Consider the following 23,266-nt stretch of genomic DNA (forward strand, 5'->3'; position numbering starts at 1 on the left):
GAACAGACATAAGAGCAAGTAAATTGCTTCGATAAGTCTGTAAATTCAGAAATTAAAGGGCATGTCATCACAGCCTATAACGACCGGTGGACATGCCCTCTTTTTTGACAAAACTAAGTTCAGAAAACCAGAAATGACCAGCGAAGTTGTAATTGACGTCCAACAGAAAGAGATTTCGATTGCCCTGCTGGAAGATAAAAATCTAGTAGAGTATCAGACTGAGCAGCGCTCAGCGTCTTTCTCAGTTGGCAACATCTATATGGCAAAAGTCAAAAAACTGATGCCGGGGCTTAATGCCTGTTTTGTAGATGTTGGTTTCGAACGTGATGCTTTTCTCCATTATCTTGACTTAGGAAGCCAATTTGACTCATACGAAAAGTATTTAAAACAAGTAAAAAGCGACAGAAAGAAACTTTTCCCCTTGTCAAAAGCGACTCATCTTCCTGATTTGAAAAAAGACGGAAGCATACAGAATACGTTGCGTGTCGGACAAGAGGTGATGGTACAGATTGTTAAAGAGCCAATATCAACAAAAGGTCCCAGACTGACTGGTGAGTTAAGTTTTGCAGGACGTTATTTGGTTCTGATACCATTTAATGATAAAGTTTCTGTTTCTTCAAAAATTAAAAGTGGTGAGGAACGAGCACGACTCAAACAGCTAATCAACAGTATAAGGCCTAAAAATTTTGGCGTTATTGTACGTACTGTTGCCGAAGGCAAAAGAGTTGCAGAACTTGACACCGAACTGAAGATTCTCTTAAAGCGTTGGGAGGAAACCATTACTAAAGTACAAAAGACAGAAAAAAGACCTCAACTAATATATGAGGAAACTAGTCGTGTCGTTGCATTGTTACGCGACCTGTTTAATCCGTCATACGAAAATATATATATAAACGATGAAGAGGTCTACAAAGAAGTAAAACATTACGTAACCCTAATTGCCCCGGACAAGGCAAATATAGTAAAGATGTACTCTGGTAATGTCCCGATCTTTGACAATTTTAACATCACCAAACAGATAAAATCGAGCTTTGGCAAAATTGTAAACTACAAGCATGGTGCATATCTAATTATAGAACACACAGAAGCCCTGCATGTTGTAGACGTTAATAGCGGAAACAGAACACGCTCCGCAAATGGCCAGGAAGCCAATGCACTTGATGTTAATCTTGGCGCAGCAGACGAACTTGCACGACAATTGCGCTTAAGAGATATGGGAGGTATTATTGTTGTAGACTTCATAGACATGAACCTAGCCGAAGACAGGCAACTGCTCTATGAACGAATGTGCAAGAATATGCAAAAAGATCGTGCACGACACAATATCTTACCACTAAGTAAATTCGGACTTATGCAAATAACACGCCAAAGAGTCCGTCCTGCAATGGATGTTAATGTGGAAGAAACCTGCCCTACTTGTTTTGGCAAAGGAACGATAAAATCCAGCATACTTTTTGTTGACCAGCTTGAGAGAAAAATTGACAGACTAGTCAATAAGATTGGAATTAAGAAATTCTATCTGCATGTACATCCCTATGTAGCAGCATATATCAATCAAGGCATAATAAGCCTTAAACGCAAATGGCAGATGAAATATGGCATGGGCGTACATGTAATTCCTTCTCAGAAAATGGCCTTCTTGCAATACGAATTTTATGACAGCAAGAAGCACTTTATTGACATGCAGGAGGAAATTGAAACAAAATAAAAAAGATGTGTCCATATTTGGGCACATCTTTTTTATATCTAAGACTTACAAAATCCTAAAGATTATTTATTGCACAATTTTAAATCTTATACGGAAAGTATGTTTCTCTTCATCCCAATTAGTTCCTAGAATTTCAAATCGGCCAATTTGAGACGTAGAACGCACATGCTTACCGATACACGGGCATACATCATAATCGCCAATACGGACTAAACGCAATGTTTCAGACGCATCTTCCGGCAGTCTGTCAAGCGACACTCCCTCAGGCACATTATCACGATTGACAAACTCGAAACTTACAGGCAAGTCCTCGTCAATAAGCTCATTCATCTTCCTCTCAATATCACGTTCCTCATGACGGGAAGGCTTATGGTCAAGAACATAACTTATCTTACTTTTTTTGCGCTCAATATGAGCATTAGTTGACCGCTCACAACCAAACATTCGTATCATTGTCTGATTGAGAAGATGTTCTGCAGTATGTGCAGGTGGAAATTCTTCCTTATTGTGCGCATTCAAAATATAATCTTCTGCCATGGCATTAATTTATGAACTGTTAGAAAGATGTATGATATAAAGATTTCTATACTAAAAATTTATATATCCGAGCTCCGTATGCAGGAATATTTAATTCCACTGCAGAATCTGCCTTAAGTGGCAGCATAACAGTGTCGCCTGTGAGCAAATCAGTTGCGTTGACAGATTTCTCTGCCATCTGCATATAATCAAATGCATGCCTGGGTATATTTACGCCACATGTAACATCTGAATCGGAGAAATTAACCACAACAAGCAACACCTCATTATCTGCCTTTCTAAGAAAAGCATACTGACGATGAGAATCAAAGATGTCACTTTTAGGATTCACATACATCAAATCAAAAAACATGCCTTCACTCACAGCCTTTTCCTTCTTGGCTATATTAAGAATGGCTGAATAAGCCTTTTCCAGACGTTTTTCATCTGATGTAAGCTTACGTCTGTTCACATATCCATTGTAAAGAGACGCAACCGTCCAATAATCGAATATCGTAGTGCGTCCATCCAAACCGCTAAATCCCTCCTTGTCCATACCACGTTCGCCAAACTCCTGACCGGCATATAACATAAACGGATTGTTGTAGAGCAAGGCACTTACAACAACAGCCGGCAAAGCCTTGTATGCATTACCAGAAAGGAAATCACTGGCCAAGCGCAGTTCGTCATGATTCTCAAGGAAATAAAGCATATGCTCCTTTATATCGTCAACAGCCTGCCACTGGTAAGTTATGTCTGAAGCAGCACTTTCTCCGCGGATGACTCTGCAAAGGCAATCATACATGCCGACTTTGTCATAAAGATAGTCGAAACCGCTCCCCAAATAGCTCCTGTAAAGTGATGGATTATATACCTCGCCAATAAACACTATATCAGAATAATCTGTCTTTATCTTACCAATACACCAATACCAGAATTCGGAAGGCACCATCTCAGCCATATCACAACGGAAGCCGTCAACACCTTTAGCTGCCCAAAACGAGAGTATATCTCTCATTTTATGCCATGTATCTGGCACAGGAGCGAAATGATAAGAACGGCCACCTGCATCACAATAATCAATACCGTAGTTTAATTTAACGGTTTCATACCAGTCATTAATACCAGGATGATTATCGAAATGGTCATTTCCGGTAGCCTTGGCAGGATATTCACTATATGAATCATCTGCTTCACCTTTTAAATCAAAATATGGAGCGAAGCTCTCATTAGGGCAATAATAGAAATTATTATCAGGATAAAACCCTTTGTTAACATCATCTGTCTCACCAAAGTCCTTCACCCCGTCAGGCTTCTTTACCGATTTATATTGGCGTGCAACATGATTTGGCACAAAATCGATAATAACCTTAAGCCCGGCCTTATGGCTGCGCTGCAGCAAAGCCTCAAATTCTTCCATACGCCTGTCAACATCATCAGCCAAATCCGGGTCGATGTCATAATAGTCGACAATGGCATATGGTGATCCTGCCCTACCCTTAACTACAGCAGGATGCTGGCACGGGATGCCAAATGCAGAATAGTCTGTTTTAGAAGCATGACGTATAACACCTGTATACCAGACATGTGTTACACCGAGTTTTTTTATACGTCTTAATACCGAATCGTCAAAAAAACTCATCTTTCCGCAGCCATTTTCGGCAAGAGTTCCATTTTCAACGCAATTATATGAACGGTTGCCGAAAAGGCGCGTAAAGATTTGATATATAAGTATCTTATGATGTTTCATCATTGCTGTTTATGCAATGCCATGAGCTGAAACATTTTTGTCGATACGGGCAATCATTCCCTGCAAAGCCTTGCCGGGTCCGCACTCAGTAAAGTCGTCTGCACCATCAGCAATCATGTTCTGAACACACTGAGTCCACTTTACAGAACTTGTAAGCTGTGCAATAAGATTGTTCTTTATCTCAGCAGCATCAGTATGAGGCTTAGCGTCAACATTCTGATATACAGGACATTTAGGCTCGCTGAATTCTGTTGCCTCAATAGCTGCCTGAAGTTCGTCTTTAGCCGGCTGCATAAGAGGAGAATGGAAAGCGCCTCCGACCTTCAGCGGAAGAGCACGCTTAGCTCCTGCGGCCTTAAGCTTCTCACAAGCTTCATTTATAGCTTCAATGTTACCACTTATAACGAGCTGTCCAGGACAGTTAAAGTTTGCAGGAACACATACATGTCCCTCCTTGTTTACTTCGGCACAAATTTCCTCTACCTTTTCATCAGGAAGACCTATTATTGCAGCCATTGTAGAAGGAGCAGCATCACAGGCCTTCTGCATTGCCATTGCACGAGCGTAGACAAGCTTAAGTCCATCCTCAAAGCTCAATGCACCGGCAGCAACGAGAGCAGAGAACTCTCCGAGAGAGTGACCGGCAACCATTGACGGAACAAAAGCATCACCCATGCACAATGCACTGATTACACTATGAAGGAATACTGCAGGCTGAGTTACCTTTGTCTGCTTAAGTTCTTCATCTGTTCCGTTGAACATGATGTCTGTTATCTTATAACCGAGAATGTCATTAGCCTTGTCAAAAAGTTCTTTTGCCAATGGATTACTCTCGTACAGGTTTTTGCCCATACCTACAAACTGTGCTCCCTGTCCGGGAAAAACAAATGCTTTCATATTTTTAAATATTTACTATTTGTAATTTGCGGTGCAAAGTTAACACATTTTCTGCACACATGCAAATGATGACATGTCATAAATCTGACAATCAGCGATTTATAATGACTTTAGCTTACATCATAACTGAAATATGAGTTATATTAAAATAGTGACAAACAAAACATTATGATTTTACAACGCTAATTCACTGATTTATGAACGAAAATTCATTGGATTACCGTTATCAAATCAATGGATTTCATCCGGACATATATAACATTGATATTCAAGCAGTTACAAAAGGGCATGTTTCATACGGCAAAAGGTAGCAAATTGAAGGCAGAAAGACGGCATTTTACACCGCGAAAGGCCACATATAAGATAAAACGCATACAACGTACAGATTTGAAAACAGCATGGTAGCTACAATATGTATATACACGGACAAAATCAATTGCACATGCATGACGTTCCGGCAACCAATAAGATATAACGGCCATAAAATTCATAAAATGCAGAAACCAACATGAAAAAGAGCGGAAACGTACAAAGTCCGTTCCCGCTCCCTCTAATGATACTTTCTCAACCTATAAAAAATTATTTATAAAGAGGTCCGAAGTTGGCACATGCCCTGAAATCGGCTCCTTCCTTATCCATGCCGAAAGCATTCCATGTTGCAGGACGGAACACTTTGTCGTCATCAACATTATGCATACAAACTGGTATACGGAGCATAGACGCAAGAGTAATAAGGTCTGCACCTATATGACCATAAATGATGGCTCCATGGTTTGCACCCCAGTTATTCATAACAGAATAAACATCCTTGAAGGCAGGTTTGTCACAAAGACGCGGCACGAACCATGTAGTTGGCCAAGTCGGGTCTGTACGCTTGTCTATTATCTTATGTATTTCCGGATCGATGTCTACCGTCCATCCTTCGGCAAGTTGAAGCACCGGTCCGAGTCCCTTTACAAGGTTAAGACGTGCCATAGTTACAGGCATGCCACCTTTTGACAAGAAGTTAGAAGAGAAACCTCCACCACGGAAATAATCACGGTTTGCCGGATACCAAGTAGTAGCAGAAAGGCATGCTTCAACCTCTTTGTCTGTAAGTTCCCAATGATGTTTCATCACAGGATTTCCGTCTGCATCACAACACTGGCCTGTTCCGTCCAAAGTTGTGGCGCCAGAATTTATAAGATGTATAATTCCTCCAGAAGCTCGTCCGCTAAGTTCTTTACCCGTAACACGCTTAACAGCCTCTGGACTCCAATATGTCCTGACATCAGAGAATATAGCGCTGCGGTTTGTCAGCAAATGCTCTAACAGCATTGTCAGACCATTGCATGTGTCATTTTCTGTTGCAAACACGTAAGGCTCGCGTATACCATTCCAGTCGAACGACGTATTTAGCATTGCCTCAGAGAAATCACCATTAGGCTTATAGTCTGTCCATTGTCTTTGTCCCTGGAAACCTCCGGCTATAGCATTATGGCCCAATGCCTCTTCCTTAAATCCGGCCTCTAGCAGCTTCTCGTTGCCAGTCATCAAGTCTCTGAATATCATTGTCATCTTTGTGACAAACTCCCAGTCGGCATCCTTTTCCTCACGGTTCTTTTTCTTGACATCTCTATTTCCAATGTCTTCACCCTCATTTGGAACACAATATTTCTTAACCCATTCAATGGCCTTCTTGTATTCATCCTTATCATAGATGCCTTCGTCCATACGACGCAGAATTTCAGTCATATCCACTTGTTCTGCACGTATACCAAGATATTCCTGCATGAAATCAGCGTTGGCAATACTTCCAGCAATACCCATAGCAACATTTCCGATAGACAGATAAGACTTGCCGCGCATGGTTGCTACAGCCTGAGCGGCGCGCGCCCAGCGCAATATCTTCTCAGCCACGTCAGCTGGTATTGTATTATCATCCAAGTCCTGCACATCATGTCCATAAATACCAAATGCAGGAAGTCCCTTCTGGGCATGAGCAGCAAGTACTGCAGCAAGATAAACAGCTCCCGGACGCTCCGTACCGTTGAATCCCCATACGGCTTTCGGCCAATAAGGATGCATATCCATTGTTTCTGATCCATAACACCAGCATGATGTAACGGAAATTGTGGCCCCCACACCATTATTTTCAAACTTCTCTGCACATCGTGCTGCCTCAGCTACGCGACCTATCGTACCGTCTGCAATGACGCATTCGACAGGAGTACCGTCTCCGTTTTTTAAGTTATTAGAGATAAGTTCTGCTACAGCTTTTGCCAAATTCATGGTCTTTTCCTCAAGACTTTCTCTTATTCCGCCTTGACGGCCATCAATAATTGGACGAATTCCGATTTTTGGATAGTTTTTCATTATATATCAGGTTTTGTTATTAAAATAAGCAAAAGAACTTCACCTAAAATAAAAATATTATCTTTATTAAGTGCTTGTTTGGCGACAAAGATAAGAAATACGACAATAACCAATCATTGTTTTTTGATAAACCAACTTAGAATTAGTACACATAAAACACAAATAAACCTTAATAGCAATAACATTTATTAACAACAGGCACATCTATCTACTTAAACAAAAGAAATATCAAAATAACATAAAATACAGAAAATAAACAACATACGACGTTTTAAAGTATATCAGTAAAAGACTTGTCTTCAAAATAAGCGCCAGTTTAGAATTATGGCAGCAAAGACATTATTCGTATGTCAAATAGTGTTTTTTTTCAAAAACCTTCTTTTGTATCTAATTTTTTAGTACTTTTGCCTTAGTTATAATTTTTACATTATTTAATTTATGGCTTATAATAATAATCACTTAGTCATAATGGCTGGCGGGGTTGGCAGCCGTTTTTGGCCAATGAGTACAACAGAAAAACCCAAACAGTTTATAGATGTATTAGGAGTAGGACGCTCCCTGCTACAACTAACATTCGACAGATTCAAGGGAATATGTTCTCCTGAAAATGTATGGGTTGTAACAAACCGCAGCTATAAAGACTTAGTTTTAGAACAACTACCGGAAATTCCGGTTACCAACATTTTATGTGAGCCATGCAGACGCAACACTGCTCCATGTATAGCATACGTGAGTTGGAGAATAAAATCCAAAGACCGTAATGCCAATATTGTTGTCACACCAAGCGACCATATAGTTACAAATTGCGAAGAGTTTAAAAGAGTCATATCTCAATGCCTCAAATTCACTAGTGAAACAGATGCGATAATAACTCTTGGAATGAAGCCTACGCGCCCGGAAACAGGTTATGGATATATTCAGGCAGACCTGTCGTCATGCTCTCCACGGAATAAAGAAATATTCAGAGTTGATTCTTTCCGAGAAAAGCCAGACTTAGAAACAGCAAAAAAATATATCCAAAACAAAAGTTATTTCTGGAATGCAGGAATATTCATTTGGAGCGTCAACACTATCGTAAATGCATTCCGCATTTATCAGCCTGCAATAAGCAAAATTTTCGAAAGCCTGCAGCCTGTATATGGCACTCCTAAAGAGCAGGAAGAAATCGACTTAAGATTCCCTGAGTGCGAAAACATATCGGTTGACTATGCAATTATGGAAAAAGCCGAGGAAATATTCGTATGTCCCGCTGATTTTGGCTGGAGCGATCTCGGCACATGGGGTTCATTGCTTGTTCAAACAAAAAAAGATCTTTACGGCAATGGAGTAATTGGAGAAAATGTCTCGCTTTTTGATACCCACAACTGCATCGTACATACTCTAGACAAAAAGAAAGTAGTTATTCAAGGACTAGACGGATACATTGTTGCAGACGACGGAAACAAGCTTTTAATTTGCAAGTTGTCTGAAGAACAGCGTATAAAACAATTTTCAAGCGACAATAAATAATTAAAGACACAAAAGATTAAAATGGAAAAAAAGATTGCATTAATTACCGGTATAACCGGTCAGGACGGTTCTTTCCTTGCCGAATTTCTAATTGAAAAAGGATACGAAGTTCATGGACTGCTCCGCCGTTCGTCTTCATTCAATACCGGACGTATTGAACATCTATACCTTGATGAATGGGTGAGAGACATGAAGAAATCAAGACTTGTAAACCTGCATTGGGCTGATATGACCGACTCGTCATCATTAATACGTATAATTGCAGAAATCAAACCTACCGAAATATATAATCTAGCGGCACAAAGTCATGTTAAAGTTTCTTTCGATGTCCCAGAATATACAGCAGATACAGATGCTGTAGGCGTATTAAGACTGCTTGAGGCAGTACGCATTTGCGGACTAGACAAGACATGCCGAATATATCAGGCTTCTACATCTGAACTTTATGGAAAAGTTCAGGAAGTGCCGCAAACTGAAACAACCCCATTCTACCCCCGATCTCCGTATTCTGTAGCCAAACTCTATGGTTTCTGGATTATGAAAAACTACCGCGAAAGCTATAATATGTATTGTTGCAATGGTATTCTTTTCAACCATGAAAGTGAACGCAGAGGAGAAAACTTCGTTACAAGAAAAATAACTCTTGCAGCCTGCCGTATTGCTCAAGGATTCCAGGACAAATTGTATCTCGGTAATCTTGATGCACAACGAGACTGGGGATATGCACGCGACTACGTTGAATGTATGTGGCTCATTCTACAGCAACCAGAGCCGGACGACTTTGTCATTGCTACAGGAGAAATGCACACTGTAAGAGAATTCTGTACATTAGCATTCAAAGAAGCAGGCATAGAACTCCGTTGGGAAGGTGAAGGTGTCAACGAAAAAGGTATTGACACCAAGACTGGCAAGACAATAGTTGAAGTTGACCCAAAATACTTCCGCCCGTGTGAGGTAGACCAACTATTAGGAAATCCGGCAAAGGCAAAAAAGATTCTCGGATGGAATCCAACAAAAACATCATTCCATGAATTAATAAGAATAATGGTACAACACGATATGAAGTTTGTGAAAAAACTATATATCAAAGCACAAATGGCAGAATAAAGATGTTAGATAAAAATACAAAAATATTCGTTGCAGGCCACCACGGACTAGTGGGGTCTGCAATTTGGAATAATCTTAAGCAAAGGGGGTATAACAATCTGGTTGGACGCACACATAAGGAACTAGACTTACTTGACCCCGTTGCTGTTAAAAGATTTTTTGACGAAGAACGTCCTGAAGCTGTTGTGTTAGCAGCAGCACATGTTGGAGGCATCATGGCCAACCTTAATTACAGGGCAGACTTCATCTATCAAAATCTTCAAATACAACAAAATGTCATTGGCGAAAGTTTCAAGCACAATGTTAAAAAATTGTTGTTCTTAGGAAGTACGTGCATTTACCCAAAAATGGCACAACAGCCCATGAAGGAAAATGCCCTGCTGACATCTGAACTTGAATACACAAACGAGCCATATGCAATAGCAAAGATTGCGGGTTTAAAAATGTGTGAAAGTTTCAGTCTGCAATATGGATGCAATTACATTGCAGTAATGCCGACAAACCTTTATGGTCCAAACGACAACTTCCATCTTGAAAATAGTCATGTTCTGCCTGCTATGTTACGTAAAATTTATTTGGCAAAATGTCTTAACGAAAACAATTGGGAAGCAGTTCGTAAAGACTTAAACTTAAGACCTGTTGAAGGAGTATGTGGACAAAACACGAATGAGGAAATACTAAATATTCTTGATAAATTCGGAATAACGCCACAGGCCGTAACATTATGGGGCACAGGAAGTCCAATGAGAGAATTTCTCTGGAGTGAAGAAATGGCAGACGCAAGCGTTTATGTTTTATTAAACGTAGATTTCAAAGACACATACTCGCCTAATGATAAAGAAATCAGAAACTGTCACATTAATGTCGGCACAGGCAAAGAAATAAGCATACGTGATGTTGCAGAAAAAGTAATGCATGAAATTGGCTTTAAAGGACAACTATTATGGGATGCGACAAAACCAGACGGAACCCCAAGAAAGCTTACAGATGTTACAAAACTGCACAATCTTGGATGGCATCATAAAATAGAGATAGATGAGGGCATCCACAAGCTTTACGAATGGTACAAACTAGGAATTTGCATCAATCATAAAAACTGAATTTATAAATAGCCATATTTCCTTATAAGGAATAAGTTTACCAATATAGATTGGCAAGACAATAGGTAGAAACAAAATAAAAATCCATATCAGCACTGAATGTTGATATGGATTTTTCTTTGCGGCTGTCGTCATTTTAGACAAATGAACTTATCTGCAATGACATTAAATACGCCAAAAGATTTTGTGCAGCCGTTTTATATCGTCTGCACAAATCTATTAATTCAATATTTATTTGCAATACCAGCTAACAATAGTTTCATACAACTCCTGCTTGCCAGAAGTCTGCTTTGGCTCACCCTTCTCTTTTGCATATGCTACAATATCCTCAAGAGAAAGTTTGCCTTCTTCAAATTCCTTACCCTTACCTGAATCGAATGAAGAATAACGCTCCTTAACCATGTCACAAATTGGAGAGTTCTCAATCAGATTTGCTGCATTCTCCAAAGCACGGGCCATAGCATCCATTCCGCTGATATGAGCAATGAAGATATCCTCTGGATCTGTTGAATTACGACGCAATTTAGCATCAAAGTTAGAACCACCGTTTCCTAATCCGCCATTACGAATAATCTGCATCATTGCCTGAGTAAGCTCCCAGTTATCAATTGGGAACTGGTCTGTATCCCATCCGTTCTGATTATCACCACGGTTAGCATCAATGCTTCCAAGCATACCATTGTCAACAGCAACAGCAAGTTCATGCTCAAATGTATGACCTGCAAGTGTTGCATGGTTTACCTCAATATTAACCTTGAAATCTTTTTCAAGACCATGTGCACGGAGGAATCCGATAACAGTCTCTGTATCAACATCATACTGATGCTTTGTCGGTTCCATTGGTTTAGGTTCAATCAAGAATGTTCCTGTGAATCCTTTTGAGCGAGCATAATCACGAGCAGCTTTCAGCATATTTGCAAGATGCTCTTTCTCACGCTGCATCTGAGTGTTCAAAAGGCTCATATAGCCTTCGCGACCACCCCAGAATACATAGTTAGCACCTCCAAGCTTTATTGTTGCATCAATAGCGTTCTTTATCTGCACAGCGGCACGTGCAACGACATCAAAGTCAGGATTAGTTGCAGCACCATTCATGTATCTCTTATTACCAAAAACGTTTGCAGTACCCCACAGCAATTTGATATTTGTGCCCTTCATCTTTTCAAGAGCATAATCAGTGATTGCCTTCATACGAGCTTCATATTCCTCGATAGTCTCACCCTCGTCAACCAAGTCAACATCATGGAAGCAGAAATATTCTATGCCAAGTTTGTCCATTATTTCAAATCCGGCATCCATCTTGTCCTTAGCACGCTCAACTGCATCAGCTTTTTCATCCCATGCATATGTACGTGTTCCGCCACCAAACTGGTCACCGCTTGCTGCGCCTAATGTATGCCACCAAGCCATTGCAAACTTCAACCAATCTTTCATCTTCTTACCCATTATTACTTTTTCAGCATCATAATAATGATAAGCTAAAGGATTATTACTATCCTTACCTTCAAATTTAATTTTTCCTATCTGCGGAAAATACTCTTTTACCATAACCGTTATTTATTAATTTATTAAACCTAAATAATTATATCTCGAAATTACTAATCAATGATTAATTTGTTGCAATAAAGTCTCTTTCCATAATGAATAAGCCTGCAAATATTCAGCACGTCGTTTTTCATCCGGCTCTATAACTGCCAACTTCTTCAATGTAGCAAAAGCTTCATCATGATCTTTATATATGCCACAACCCATACCGGCTCCCTTGGCAGCTCCTACACTTCCGTCTGTTTCATAAAGTTCTATTGTAGCGCCACTAACACCAGCTAAGGTATTACGGAACAACTCACTTAAGAACATATTGGCTTTACCTGCATGTATTTTATGTATATCCATACCCATCTGCTGCATTACCTCCATACCATAACAGAAACTGAAGACAATACCTTCCTGTGCTGCACGCATCAGGTGGGCTTTGCCATGCTTGTTGAAATTTACGCCATGGATAGAGCAACCGATCTCTTTATTCTCAAGCACACGCTCAGCTCCATTGCCAAAAGGAATGATTGTTATACCATCACTTCCAACCGGAACACTTGCCATCATATCATTCATATCTGAATATGAAATTCCTTCAGGTGCAACATTCCGGCGCATCCAAGCATTTAATATTCCTGTTCCATTAATACACAACAAAACGCCAAGACGTTCCATATCCTTTTGGTAATTAACATGGGCAAAAGTATTAACTCGACTCTTAATGTCATAATTAGCTTCGCCCAAAACGCCATAAACGACACCTGAAGTACCAGCTGTAGACGCGATTTCACCCGGATTAAACACATTAAGGCTAAGAGCGTTATTAGGTTGATCACCCGCCCTATAACTAATAGGTGTTCCAGCCTTCAAGCCTAATTCATTTGCAGCGGCCTCTGAGACTTCGCTCTGAATACTAAACGTCGGTACAATGTCAGCAATTAAGCTTTCATCAAAGCCGAAATAATCCAACAGGAATTTTGCAACTTTTTTATTCTTAAAGTCCCATAACATGCCTTCACTCAATCCGCTGATGGTAGTATTAATAGTACCGCTCAGTTTCATTGCGATGTAATCACCAGGCAACATTATCTTATATATCTTCTCGAACAGCTGCGGTTCATTCTCTTTCACCCATGCAAGCTTAGAAGCCGTAAAATTACCCGGCGAATTAAGCAAATGGCCAAGACACTCTTTGGGTCCTATATTTTCAAAAGCTTTTTCACCATAAGGCACAGCTCGAGAATCACACCAAATTATAGAAGGCCTCAATACATTCTGATTCTTATCAACACACACAAGGCCATGCATCTGATAAGATATACCAATTGCCTTAATATCTTCACCTTTAACAGATGAATCTGCCATAACCTTTTTCAAGCTGAGTTTTGCATTATCCCACCACATTTGAGGATCTTGTTCAGCCCAACCAGATTTCACGGCTATGATAGGTGCTTCCTTTTCTGGATAAAATGCTGATGCGACACATACGCCGCTATCTGAATCTACTAAAGATGCCTTTACTGAAGAGCTTCCGACATCAAAACCTAACAAATATCTACCAGACATAATAAAAATACTTTTTATATTAAAGACGATTTAGAAATGCATTTCCCTTGAATTTATGATTTTTTTGTATCTTAAAGTGTCTTAAAATAATGACAAAGACAAGTCTTCATGTTTATTTTCAGGCTCTTCTTTTTCTTCGTCATCACAAAATTCAAATTGCAGTTGAAGAGACATTTTAGAAGAATTATTGATGCGATACACTCCACGCTCATCTGTCTTCTCAATAATAGAATCAGGCACTTTACTTGTACGGATCAAATATGATGAAACATAACGGTAGACGTCTTCAAACGACACGACATTGAAGAATCCGTTGTTATGATTATAGACATGCCTTGCTATCTTTTTCACGCTCAAGCCTTTAGGCCCAGCCTCGTTAAGAATAAAGATGATATCGCGGTCGTAGCTCATAGTATTATGATAATAAAAAAGGACCGGTAAGAAAATATTACCAGCCCTTTTTAAATATTCTTTCTACAGATTAAGCTAATGTAATCTTGTTCTCTGCATCTTTTATCTTACCCTCTTTAAAGAGCCAGCCCATACCGAGCAAAGTCTCTTCTGTGGTAATTTTAGCTGCTTTAGCAATCTCAGCAACGCTCAAGGGCTTTTCAGCTGTAGCTAAGGCCTGATATACATCGCCGGCCTTAAATCCTACTGTTTCTGCATTAATCTCTAATTCAACTTTCTTTGCAGTACTTCTCTTCGGTGCTGCTTTCTTCTCAACAGCTTTTGTTGCAGCTGTCTTTCTTACACTTACGTTCTTCTCTGTCATAATTCAAGTAAAACACATTAAGATCGACAATGTCTAAAAGACATACAATCTTTTCAAATTCTCGATGCAAATATAGTGATTTTATTCAAATTATTAAAAATTTTATCAAGAAAAATCGTATTCAACACATTAAGTGCTTTTTTAATATCAATTTTCCTGACTTAAATCAACCTTTATCTGCAGCTCATCCAGCTGTTTCTCATCAAGAGCAGACGGTGCATCCAACATGACATCACGTCCACTGTTATTCTTCGGGAACGCAATACAATCACGTATACTGTCTAATCCTGCCATTACAGAAACAAAACGGTCAAGGCCAAAAGCCAATCCTGCATGAGGAGGTGCGCCATACTTAAATGCATTTATCAAGAAGCCGAACTGAGCCATCGCACGCTCCGGCGTGAAGCCCAATATCTTAAACATACGCTCTTGCAGACGTCCGTCATGGATACGAAGGCTTCCTCCACCCAATTCAATACCATTGCAAACGAAATCATACGCCTTAGCACGCACTCTTTCCGGATGCTCTTCCAATAATGGAATATCATCAGGATTTGGCATTGTAAACGGATGATGAGTAGACATCAGGCGCTGTTCCTCATCGCTCCACTCAAACAGCGGGAAGTCAATAATCCACAGACATTCAAATTTATTCTTGTCACGCAAGCCAAGCCTGTCGCCCATTTCCAATCTAAGGCTACAGAGCTGAACACGTGTCTTGTTTGCATTATCACCACTAAGAATCAATACCAGGTCACCATTACCTGCGCCCATCACTTCTTTAAGTTTCTGCAAGACATCTGCATCATAGAACTTATCTATGCTGCTTTTTACAGAACCGTCTTCATTAAACTTAACCCAAACAAGTCCTTTAGCACCAACTTGCGGTTTCTTGACAAAATCAGTCAGCTGATCTATCTGCTTTCTTGTATAAGAAGCACAGCCCGGCACACAAATTCCGCCAATATATTCTGCACTATTGAACACCTCGAACGAGCCTGTGCCCTTTAGAGTATCCATTAGTTCAACGAATTCCATTCCAAAACGCAAGTCTGGCTTATCGCTTCCAAATCTGCGCATTGCCTCATGCCATGTCATTTGCTGGAGTTTGGCCGGTAATTCCACACCACGTATTTCCTTAAACAAATGGCGTGCCATATCTTCAAAAAGATTGATAACATCATCCTGATCAACAAAAGACATCTCACAGTCTATCTGTGTGAACTCAGGCTGACGGTCGGCACGAAGATCTTCGTCACGGAAACACTTTGCAATCTGGAAGTATCTGTCAAATCCGCTCACCATAAGCAACTGCTTCAGAGTCTGCGGACTTTGTGGCAATGCGTAGAACTGTCCTGGATTCATGCGTGAAGGCACAACAAAATCTCGTGCACCTTCAGGAGTGCTACCTATTAATATAGGTGTCTCAACCTCAATAAAATCTTTTGAATCCAAGAAGTTGCGTATCAATATTGTCATACGGTGGCGCAATTCAAGATTCTTGCGGACGCATGAACGGCGCAAATCCAAATAGCGATATTTCATTCTTATATCATCACCACCATCTGTATTATCCTCTATTGTAAACGGCGGCGTGATGCTTTCACTCAGGACATTCATCTCAGAGACGATAATCTCTATATCACCAGTAGGCAGATTCTTGTTCTTGCTCTCGCGTTCGTTGACAAGTCCTGTAGCCTGTATGCAAAACTCACGTCCAAGCTTGTTGGCTGCAGCACACAGCTCAACATTGTCGTTTTCATTAAAGACAAGCTGTGTAATACCATATCGGTCACGGATATCGACAAATGTCATTCCGCCCATTTTACGGATGCGCTGAACCCATCCGGCCAGAGTAACTGTCTTGCCTGCATCAGACAAGCGCAATTCCCCACATGTATTTGTTCTATACATAAACTTACAAATTACTTTAATTATGATGCAAAAGTACAAAAAATGACCGAATGAACAAATTTTAAATGGCTAAAAGTAAAATTACACTCTATGATAGTATAAATTTCAACTGTTTAAACCGAGCTGGTATCCGTTCACCGGCTAATACAGATAATTCTTTTTAAGATGAAGAACACAAAAAATCTCCAACTTTTAGAGGAACAAATACGCAGCACTATCAGCCAAAAATTTCAAAATTGCAAACTAGCAAGCAACTCCCAAACATCCCTCTGACAATTATAATAAATACATTAAAAATAACAGAAAACTTTTTGATTAAAAGCCTCTGAAAACGCCATTATTTTTTACATGAATGTATTTCCTTTAGGAAATCGCGAAAAACTTCATTTTTCGTATTTCACTACATATCAATGGGTTAACACAGAATATCTAATCACCTGATACATTCTCCAGTACAAAACATGCCCTTTTACACAGCAAAAAGCATGGTTTCAGGACACAAAAGCAATGCTTTAACCGATAAAAAACAATGAATTTACGCCTAAAAACAATAACATCACACAGACTTCGACCACGAAAGCAATAAAAAAGGTTATAAAAACACGAAGAACGTCCATCAACATTTAATTTATGTTACGATGCTTTTTCTATTTTAGAGAAAACTTTTTGCAAAATAACAGCACAAAATCAGTAATAAAATTTTACCATACCAGACACAAAAATACAATTTACAAATTAAGGCTAAAACGAATAATCGCGCAATCATCCCAAACCAAAACAATTAAAGATATTTCCCCTTTATCCTAGAACTGATAAAAACAGGCACGAAATGGCATGCCCATAAAACATGCGGCCAACTACCCCGTTTGACAAAATTATATTACAAAACGAATTTGAACATAATCTTACAATCAAATCATAATTAATTAACACAAAATAAATCATCGATTATATATTTTATAAAAAAAAGATGTAAATTTGCTGCAAAAAATTATTATTAACCGAATAAAAATGAAAAAGATCCTATTCATTTCAATGTTGCTGATACTTTGCATAAGCAATGCAGCAGCACAAAAGACGGCAGAAATTAAGTTTGACAAGCAAACTTATAATTTCGGCAAATTTTCAGAAAGTAATCCCGTACAAAAGTGTACATTTAACTTTACCAACGTGGGAGATGCCCCACTCGTAATAAACCAAGCAATGGCCAGCTGTGGATGCACAGTTCCATCATACACTAAAGCTCCAATAGCTCCCGGCGGAAAGGGAACAGTGACGGTGACATACAACGGCAAAGGCAAATTTCCTGGACATTTTAAGAAATCAATCACGATAAAGTCTAACGCAAAGAATGAAATTGTGCGCTTATATGTAGAAGGCACAATGGAAGAAGCAAAATAAATAAAAAGGGAGCATTGAGCTCCCTTTTTTATTATCATTATATCATAAGAATATTCATCACTAACCTTATTCACATCAAAATGAATATGCAAAACCTATTGAGGCATATTCTTTAAACTGCCAATATCCATAGTCATCATGGCGCACTGACGATCCGTCGTCAAATCTCGGATATATGAAGATATTTGTCGAGATATATTTATTAAACTGGAATGTAAAAGTGTTTTCCCATTCTACTTCAGTTCGTTCATAAGTCGTATAACCATAAAGACGGGTCTTCCATTTAATCAAATCCGAAAAAGCCCATGTCAAATCTATCGTACATTCAGAACCCACATCATTCATTGTATGCGAACCTTCCTCTAGTCCATATCTTGTTGCAAGCGATTTTCGTCCGACATATCTGAAGTTGTATGCAATAGGAGCCATCTGCAAAGATCCTGTTAGCTTTCCGTTAAAAGCGTTTACCGAATAGCTCATACCCAAAGACAAGTTTATATTCAACGGCGATAGAATATCTGAATACACCTCAGGATCGTTGCTCTTATAGCCACGCATAAACTGGGTATATGCGATAAGCTGCAATGTATAATACCAATTCTTGCTTGCCTGAAGTCCCAATTTGCCCGTATATCTTATAAGGTCCTCTGTAGTCTTAAAGTTATGCAGTGTGTCTCCGCTTGAGGTTTGGAATCCTAATTTAAGCTCAAGTTTATTTTCGAACTTAACCTTTTGTTTATTATTGTAATTCGCTTGTAGCGTGGTACTTGCAACCATCGAATAATTGCTTTCGCCACCTTTATACCAGTTACTTGAGACATAATTTTGCAGGAACTGCAAATAGTAGTCACCGCCAAAAGTCCAAAAGTTCGGTTTCTCTATGACAATTTCAACAGGAGTGTCAAGGCTTACGTCCGGTGCAGAAGCCTCTTCCCTAGAATAATCAACCTTATGACGTATTGGCGAAGTTATCTCTTCATGCAAAGAGCCTATTTTGCTTAAGTCACTTTCCGTATTTACGACATATTCCGGATGATTAACATAAACAGACATCAACGCATCGTCAATAGCGCTGCTCACATCATCAACACCCTTGTACTTATCATTAATGCTAAAAGTATGACCAGCTACAGAATAATAAAATGTCAGAGGAGCAAAAACGCGGAAAAAGCGGGCATCAGATCCTGCATCATCATCCAAAGTATCAGCTGCATACATTAAAGAATCCATATGGACTTTACACGCTTTAAGCGAATCAATATACGAAGCCACGATGAAAGAATCTCTGCTTATGTTTCGGCCATTATGATGCTTAATAGGCGCTCCGAAACAAGACACCGCACAGAAGAACTCCAAGATTATTAATATCAATATTTGCTTATGTTTCATACTTTTAGCACTTTTTGCGTGCAAAGTTAGTATTAATATTCAAAAACAGAACATTAATGGCTGTTTTTTTCAACACACACGAAACTATTAAAATTAAGAGATTATAATTTTGGCATATCAGCATTTTTTCTTAATTTTGCACCTTGTATATTAGTATTAATAAATAACCAAAATATTATAATCGTGGCAGAGACAAAGTATATATTCGTTACCGGCGGTGTAGCTTCCTCTCTTGGAAAAGGAATAATATCGTCATCAATAGGCAAACTTCTTCAGGCCAGAGGATACAACATCACAATCCAAAAGTTCGACCCATACATCAACATTGACCCGGGTACGCTGAACCCTTATGAACATGGCGAATGTTATGTAACAGTGGATGGCCACGAGGCAGACCTTGACCTCGGACATTACGAACGTTTTACCGGTATTCAGACAACCAAAGCCAATAACCTTACAACAGGCCGTATATATAAGGCCGTCATAGACAAAGAGCGCCGTGGCGACTATTTGGGAAAGACAATACAGGTAATCCCCCATATCACAGATGAAATAAAGCGCAACGTAATGTTGCTTGGCAAGAAGAACAACTATGACTTCGTAATTACAGAAATCGGAGGTACAGTAGGAGATATTGAAGGCTTGCCATTCTTAGAAAGTATCAGACAGCTAAAATGGGAACTTGGCAAGAGGGCTCTTTGTGTCCATCTTACTTATATTCCTTATTTGGCTGCAGCCAAAGAATTAAAGACAAAGCCGACTCAGCACTCAGTCAAAGAGCTGCAAAGCGTTGGTATCCAGCCGGATATCCTTGTGTTAAGAACCGAGCATCCAATAAACGACAATATCAGAAAGAAAGTTGCAAACTTCTGTAATGTTGACGCTGACGCAGTAGTACAAAGTGTCGACATGCCGACAATATACGAAGTTCCGGTAAGGATGCAGGAACAAAAGCTTGACGAAACAATATTGCGCAAAATGGGCGAACCTGTTGGTGAAACACCGACATTAGGTCCATGGCGTTCATTCTTGGAACGTAGACATAAAGCAACAGAAATCGTAAATATCGGACTTGTTGGAAAATATGACCTGCAGGATGCATACAAGAGTATCCTGGAGAGTCTGTCACAGGCTGGAACATATAACGATTACAAAGTCAAAACGACATTCATAAACAGCGAAAAGATTACAGAAGACAATGTTGCCGAAAAGCTTAAAGATATGGACGGCATTGTTATTTGCCCGGGATTCGGTCAAAGAGGAATAGAAGGAAAGATTGTCGCCGCACATTACACACGTACACATGACATTCCAACATTCGGTATATGTCTGGGTATGCAAATGATGGTAATTGAATTTGCACGTAATGTCCTTGGATACGAAGATGCCAACAGTCGAGAGATGGACGAGAAGACAGAACATAATGTCATTGATATTATGGAAGACCAGAAGAACATCACAAACATGGGCGGCACGATGCGACTTGGTGCTTATGAGTGTATTTTGAAACAAGGCTCACGCGTATTCGATATCTATAAGAAAGAATATATCCAGGAGCGTCATCGTCATCGTTATGAATTTAATAACGATTTCGAACAAGAATACGAAAGAGCCGGAATGAAGTGTGTTGGCCGTAATCCTGAAAGCAATCTGATTGAAATAGTTGAAATACCAGGATTGAAATGGTATATCGGCACACAATTCCATCCGGAATATTCAAGCACAGTACTTCATCCACATCCGCTGTTCCTTGATTTTATCAAAAAGGCTATAGAGAACAAAAAAAGCAAAAATTGATATATTATTAAAAGGTAAAAGAATAAAAATAACACCATAGAGAGAAACAAAAGATGGATAAGAATACAATCATTGGCTTTGTTCTCATCGCTGCTCTGCTAATCGGCTTCAGCTGGTATACTCAACCATCTGAAGAAGATATTGCCAAACAACGTATGCAAGACTCGATAACAGCTCTTGCAAAGAAAAAAGCCGAAGAAAGCCGTAACGCTGAGGCACAAGCCTCTAATCAGAATGCACAAAATAATGTAAATGCAGATACTACAGCTGTTTTCTATAAGTCGTTAAGCGGTAAAGCTCAAAACATTATTTTGAAGAATTCAAAATTAGAGCTCACACTCAGCACAAAAGGCGGTACTGTTGAAAAAGCTGTAATAAAGGACTTTAAAGATAACAAGGGCAATAAAGACCTTACTCTTTTTGACAGTAAAGATCAGTCTTTAAAATTCATGCTTGAAGGTAAAGAAACAAATATCATAACAAGCGATCTATACTTTACACCTTCAAACATTACAGACTCAACAGTTACAATGACTGCTGTTGGCTCTAATGGAAGATCCTTAGTAATGAATTATAAGCTTGGCAAGAACTATCTGCTACATTTCTCTTTAAAAGCGAATGGAATGAGCGGACTTTTCTCACCAAACTACAACAAACTTGACATCGAATGGACAGACCACTGCCGCCAACAAGAAAAGGGCTTTACCTTTGAAAACCGGTATGCATCTCTTACTTATCATTTCACGGATGGAGGTACTGACTATATTAGCGAGACAAGTGAAAAGGTTGATGAGAAAATAGAAGACGCCATCGACTGGGTTGCCTTCAAGAACCAGTTCTTCAGTGCTGTAATGATTGCAAAGGACGATTTGGGAACAAACTCATTAATGACAAGCATTCCACAGGAAAAAGGTTCTGGCTACCTGAAACAATATGGTGCAAAGGTCAAGACATCATTTGACCCAACAGGCAATAATTCAACTGAACTTGAATTCTATTATGGTCCCAACGACTTCAGACTGTTGCAAAAGATTGAAAAAGAAAGCACATTCAACAAAGATTTAGAGCTTCATCGCTTAGTATATCTTGGATGGCCTTTGTTCCGTATAATTAACCGTTGGTTCACCTTATACGTGTTCGACTGGCTTACAGGCTTGAACATCAATATGGGTATTGTCCTTATATTGATCACCCTTTTACTTAAGGTAATAACTTATCCTTTGGTCAAGAAGAGCTACATGTCTTCAGCAAAGATGAGAGTTTTAAAACCAAAACTTGAAGAAGCAACCAAACAATACAACAAGCCCGAAGACCAAATGCAGAAACAGCAGGCAATGATGGCTCTGTATGCAAAATATGGCGTCAGCCCGCTAAGCGGATGTCTTCCTATGCTGATACAGGCTCCTATCTGGATTGCAATGTTCAACTTCGTGCCTAATGCTATACAGCTTCGAGGCGAAAGTTTCTTATGGATAAGTGACTTGTCAACATACGATCCGATAATCGAATGGCATAACAACATATGGCTCATAGGTGATCACCTGAGTTTAACATGTATTCTATTCTGTGTAGCAAACGTTTTGTATTCAATAATGACAATACGTCAGCAGAAAGACCAGATGGTCGGAGCTCAGGCTGAACAAATGAAGATGATGCAATGGATGACTTATCTGATGCCAGTTATGTTCTTCTTCATGTTCAACGACTATTCATCAGGCCTTAACTTCTATTACTTTGTATCTTTGTTCTTCAGTGCTGCCATCATGTGGACTTTGCGCAAGACTACAAACGATGAAAAATTGTTGAGTATTCTTGAAGCAAGATATCAGGAAAACAAAAACAATCCTAAAAAGATGAGCGGCTTGGCGGCAAGACTCGAAGCCATGCAAAAACAGGCAGAGGAGTTAAAACGCCAACGCGAGGCACAAGACAAAATGAGAAAATAG

General features: G+C 39.4%; 15 protein-coding genes and 1 pseudogene. 7 read left to right on the forward strand and 9 right to left on the reverse strand.

All coding sequences use genetic code 11. The features are described 5' to 3' along the window. Positions 1 to 133: 133 nt before the first annotated feature. A complete protein-coding gene (locus EJL04_RS06065) occupies positions 134 to 1,708 on the forward strand; it encodes an Rne/Rng family ribonuclease (protein ID WP_053398124.1) in 1,575 nt (524 codons plus the stop codon). A 66-nt stretch (positions 1,709 to 1,774) separates the two neighbouring features. Here the strand turns inward: EJL04_RS06065 and EJL04_RS06075 are convergent. The 3 genes and pseudogenes from EJL04_RS06075 to fucI all read right to left on the reverse strand — a co-directional run bounded on the left by EJL04_RS06075 (position 1,775) and on the right by fucI (position 7,226). Then, positions 1,775 to 3,974, reverse strand: a pseudogene (locus EJL04_RS06075) (alpha-amylase family glycosyl hydrolase). 9 nt (positions 3,975 to 3,983) lie between these two features. Further along, the gene (gene fabD, locus EJL04_RS06080; protein WP_125104390.1) at positions 3,984 to 4,871 is read right to left on the reverse strand and encodes an ACP S-malonyltransferase; all 888 of its coding nucleotides are present in this window, start codon (positions 4,869 to 4,871) and stop codon (positions 3,984 to 3,986) included. 579 nt (positions 4,872 to 5,450) lie between these two features. Further along, the gene (gene fucI, locus EJL04_RS06085; RefSeq protein ID WP_125104391.1) at positions 5,451 to 7,226 is read right to left on the reverse strand and encodes an L-fucose isomerase; all 1,776 of its coding nucleotides are present in this window, start codon (positions 7,224 to 7,226) and stop codon (positions 5,451 to 5,453) included. Positions 7,227 to 7,664: 438 nt separating this feature from the next. On the opposite strand from fucI, the gene EJL04_RS06090 reads away from it, so the two are divergent. From EJL04_RS06090 to EJL04_RS06100, 3 genes are read left to right on the forward strand one after another with little or no spacing between them, the layout of a single operon-like run. After that, on the forward strand, positions 7,665 to 8,735 hold the full coding sequence (locus tag EJL04_RS06090; RefSeq protein WP_053398108.1) for a mannose-1-phosphate guanylyltransferase: 1,071 nt from the start codon (positions 7,665 to 7,667) through the stop codon (positions 8,733 to 8,735). 21 nt (positions 8,736 to 8,756) lie between these two features. Next, complete coding sequence (gmd, locus tag EJL04_RS06095) at positions 8,757 to 9,842, forward strand: GDP-mannose 4,6-dehydratase (protein ID WP_021854598.1); 1,086 nt, start codon at positions 8,757 to 8,759, stop codon at positions 9,840 to 9,842. A 2-nt stretch (positions 9,843 to 9,844) separates the two neighbouring features. After that, complete coding sequence (locus EJL04_RS06100; RefSeq protein ID WP_021854599.1) at positions 9,845 to 10,942, forward strand: GDP-L-fucose synthase family protein; 1,098 nt, start codon at positions 9,845 to 9,847, stop codon at positions 10,940 to 10,942. 231 nt (positions 10,943 to 11,173) lie between these two features. Here the strand turns inward: EJL04_RS06100 and xylA are convergent, their stop codons facing one another. From xylA to aspS, 5 genes are all read right to left on the reverse strand, one after another. Beyond that, complete coding sequence (xylA, locus tag EJL04_RS06105) at positions 11,174 to 12,490, reverse strand: xylose isomerase (protein ID WP_021854600.1); 1,317 nt, start codon at positions 12,488 to 12,490, stop codon at positions 11,174 to 11,176. Between the two features lie 54 nt (positions 12,491 to 12,544). Continuing rightward, the gene (locus EJL04_RS06110) at positions 12,545 to 14,044 is read right to left on the reverse strand and encodes a xylulokinase (RefSeq protein WP_021854601.1); all 1,500 of its coding nucleotides are present in this window, start codon (positions 14,042 to 14,044) and stop codon (positions 12,545 to 12,547) included. A gap of 81 nt (positions 14,045 to 14,125) precedes the next feature. After that, positions 14,126 to 14,455: a hypothetical protein gene (locus EJL04_RS06115; protein ID WP_021854602.1), complete on the reverse strand. Its 330-nt coding sequence runs from the start codon at positions 14,453 to 14,455 to the stop codon at positions 14,126 to 14,128. A gap of 70 nt (positions 14,456 to 14,525) precedes the next feature. Beyond that, on the reverse strand, positions 14,526 to 14,819 hold the full coding sequence (locus EJL04_RS06120; RefSeq protein ID WP_053398106.1) for a winged helix-turn-helix domain-containing protein: 294 nt from the start codon (positions 14,817 to 14,819) through the stop codon (positions 14,526 to 14,528). 147 nt (positions 14,820 to 14,966) lie between these two features. Next, entirely contained in the window at positions 14,967 to 16,733 is a 1,767-nt protein-coding gene (aspS, locus tag EJL04_RS06125; RefSeq protein ID WP_125104392.1) for an aspartate--tRNA ligase, read from the reverse strand. A 1,011-nt stretch (positions 16,734 to 17,744) separates the two neighbouring features. Here aspS and EJL04_RS06130 point away from each other — a divergent pair. Beyond that, positions 17,745 to 18,134 (forward strand): DUF1573 domain-containing protein, encoded by a 390-nt coding sequence (locus tag EJL04_RS06130; protein WP_053398104.1) that lies wholly within the window; start codon positions 17,745 to 17,747, stop codon positions 18,132 to 18,134. 75 nt (positions 18,135 to 18,209) lie between these two features. Here the strand turns inward: EJL04_RS06130 and EJL04_RS06135 are convergent, their stop codons facing one another. Then, positions 18,210 to 19,523, reverse strand: coding sequence for a DUF3078 domain-containing protein (locus EJL04_RS06135; protein ID WP_125104393.1), 1,314 nt, complete (start codon positions 19,521 to 19,523; stop codon positions 18,210 to 18,212). A gap of 183 nt (positions 19,524 to 19,706) precedes the next feature. On the opposite strand from EJL04_RS06135, the gene EJL04_RS06140 reads away from it, so the two are divergent. Together EJL04_RS06140 and yidC are read left to right on the forward strand one after the other, a co-directional pair. After that, positions 19,707 to 21,320 (forward strand): CTP synthase, encoded by a 1,614-nt coding sequence (locus EJL04_RS06140; protein WP_021854607.1) that lies wholly within the window; start codon positions 19,707 to 19,709, stop codon positions 21,318 to 21,320. Between the two features lie 53 nt (positions 21,321 to 21,373). Continuing rightward, positions 21,374 to 23,266 carry a membrane protein insertase YidC gene (yidC, locus tag EJL04_RS06145; protein ID WP_125104394.1) on the forward strand — a complete coding sequence of 631 codons (1,893 nt, stop codon included), beginning with the start codon at positions 21,374 to 21,376 and terminating at the stop codon, positions 23,264 to 23,266.

It is taken from the genome of Prevotella marseillensis (assembly GCF_900625065.1).
Taxonomy (GTDB): Bacteria; Bacteroidota; Bacteroidia; order Bacteroidales; family Bacteroidaceae; genus Prevotella; species Prevotella rara.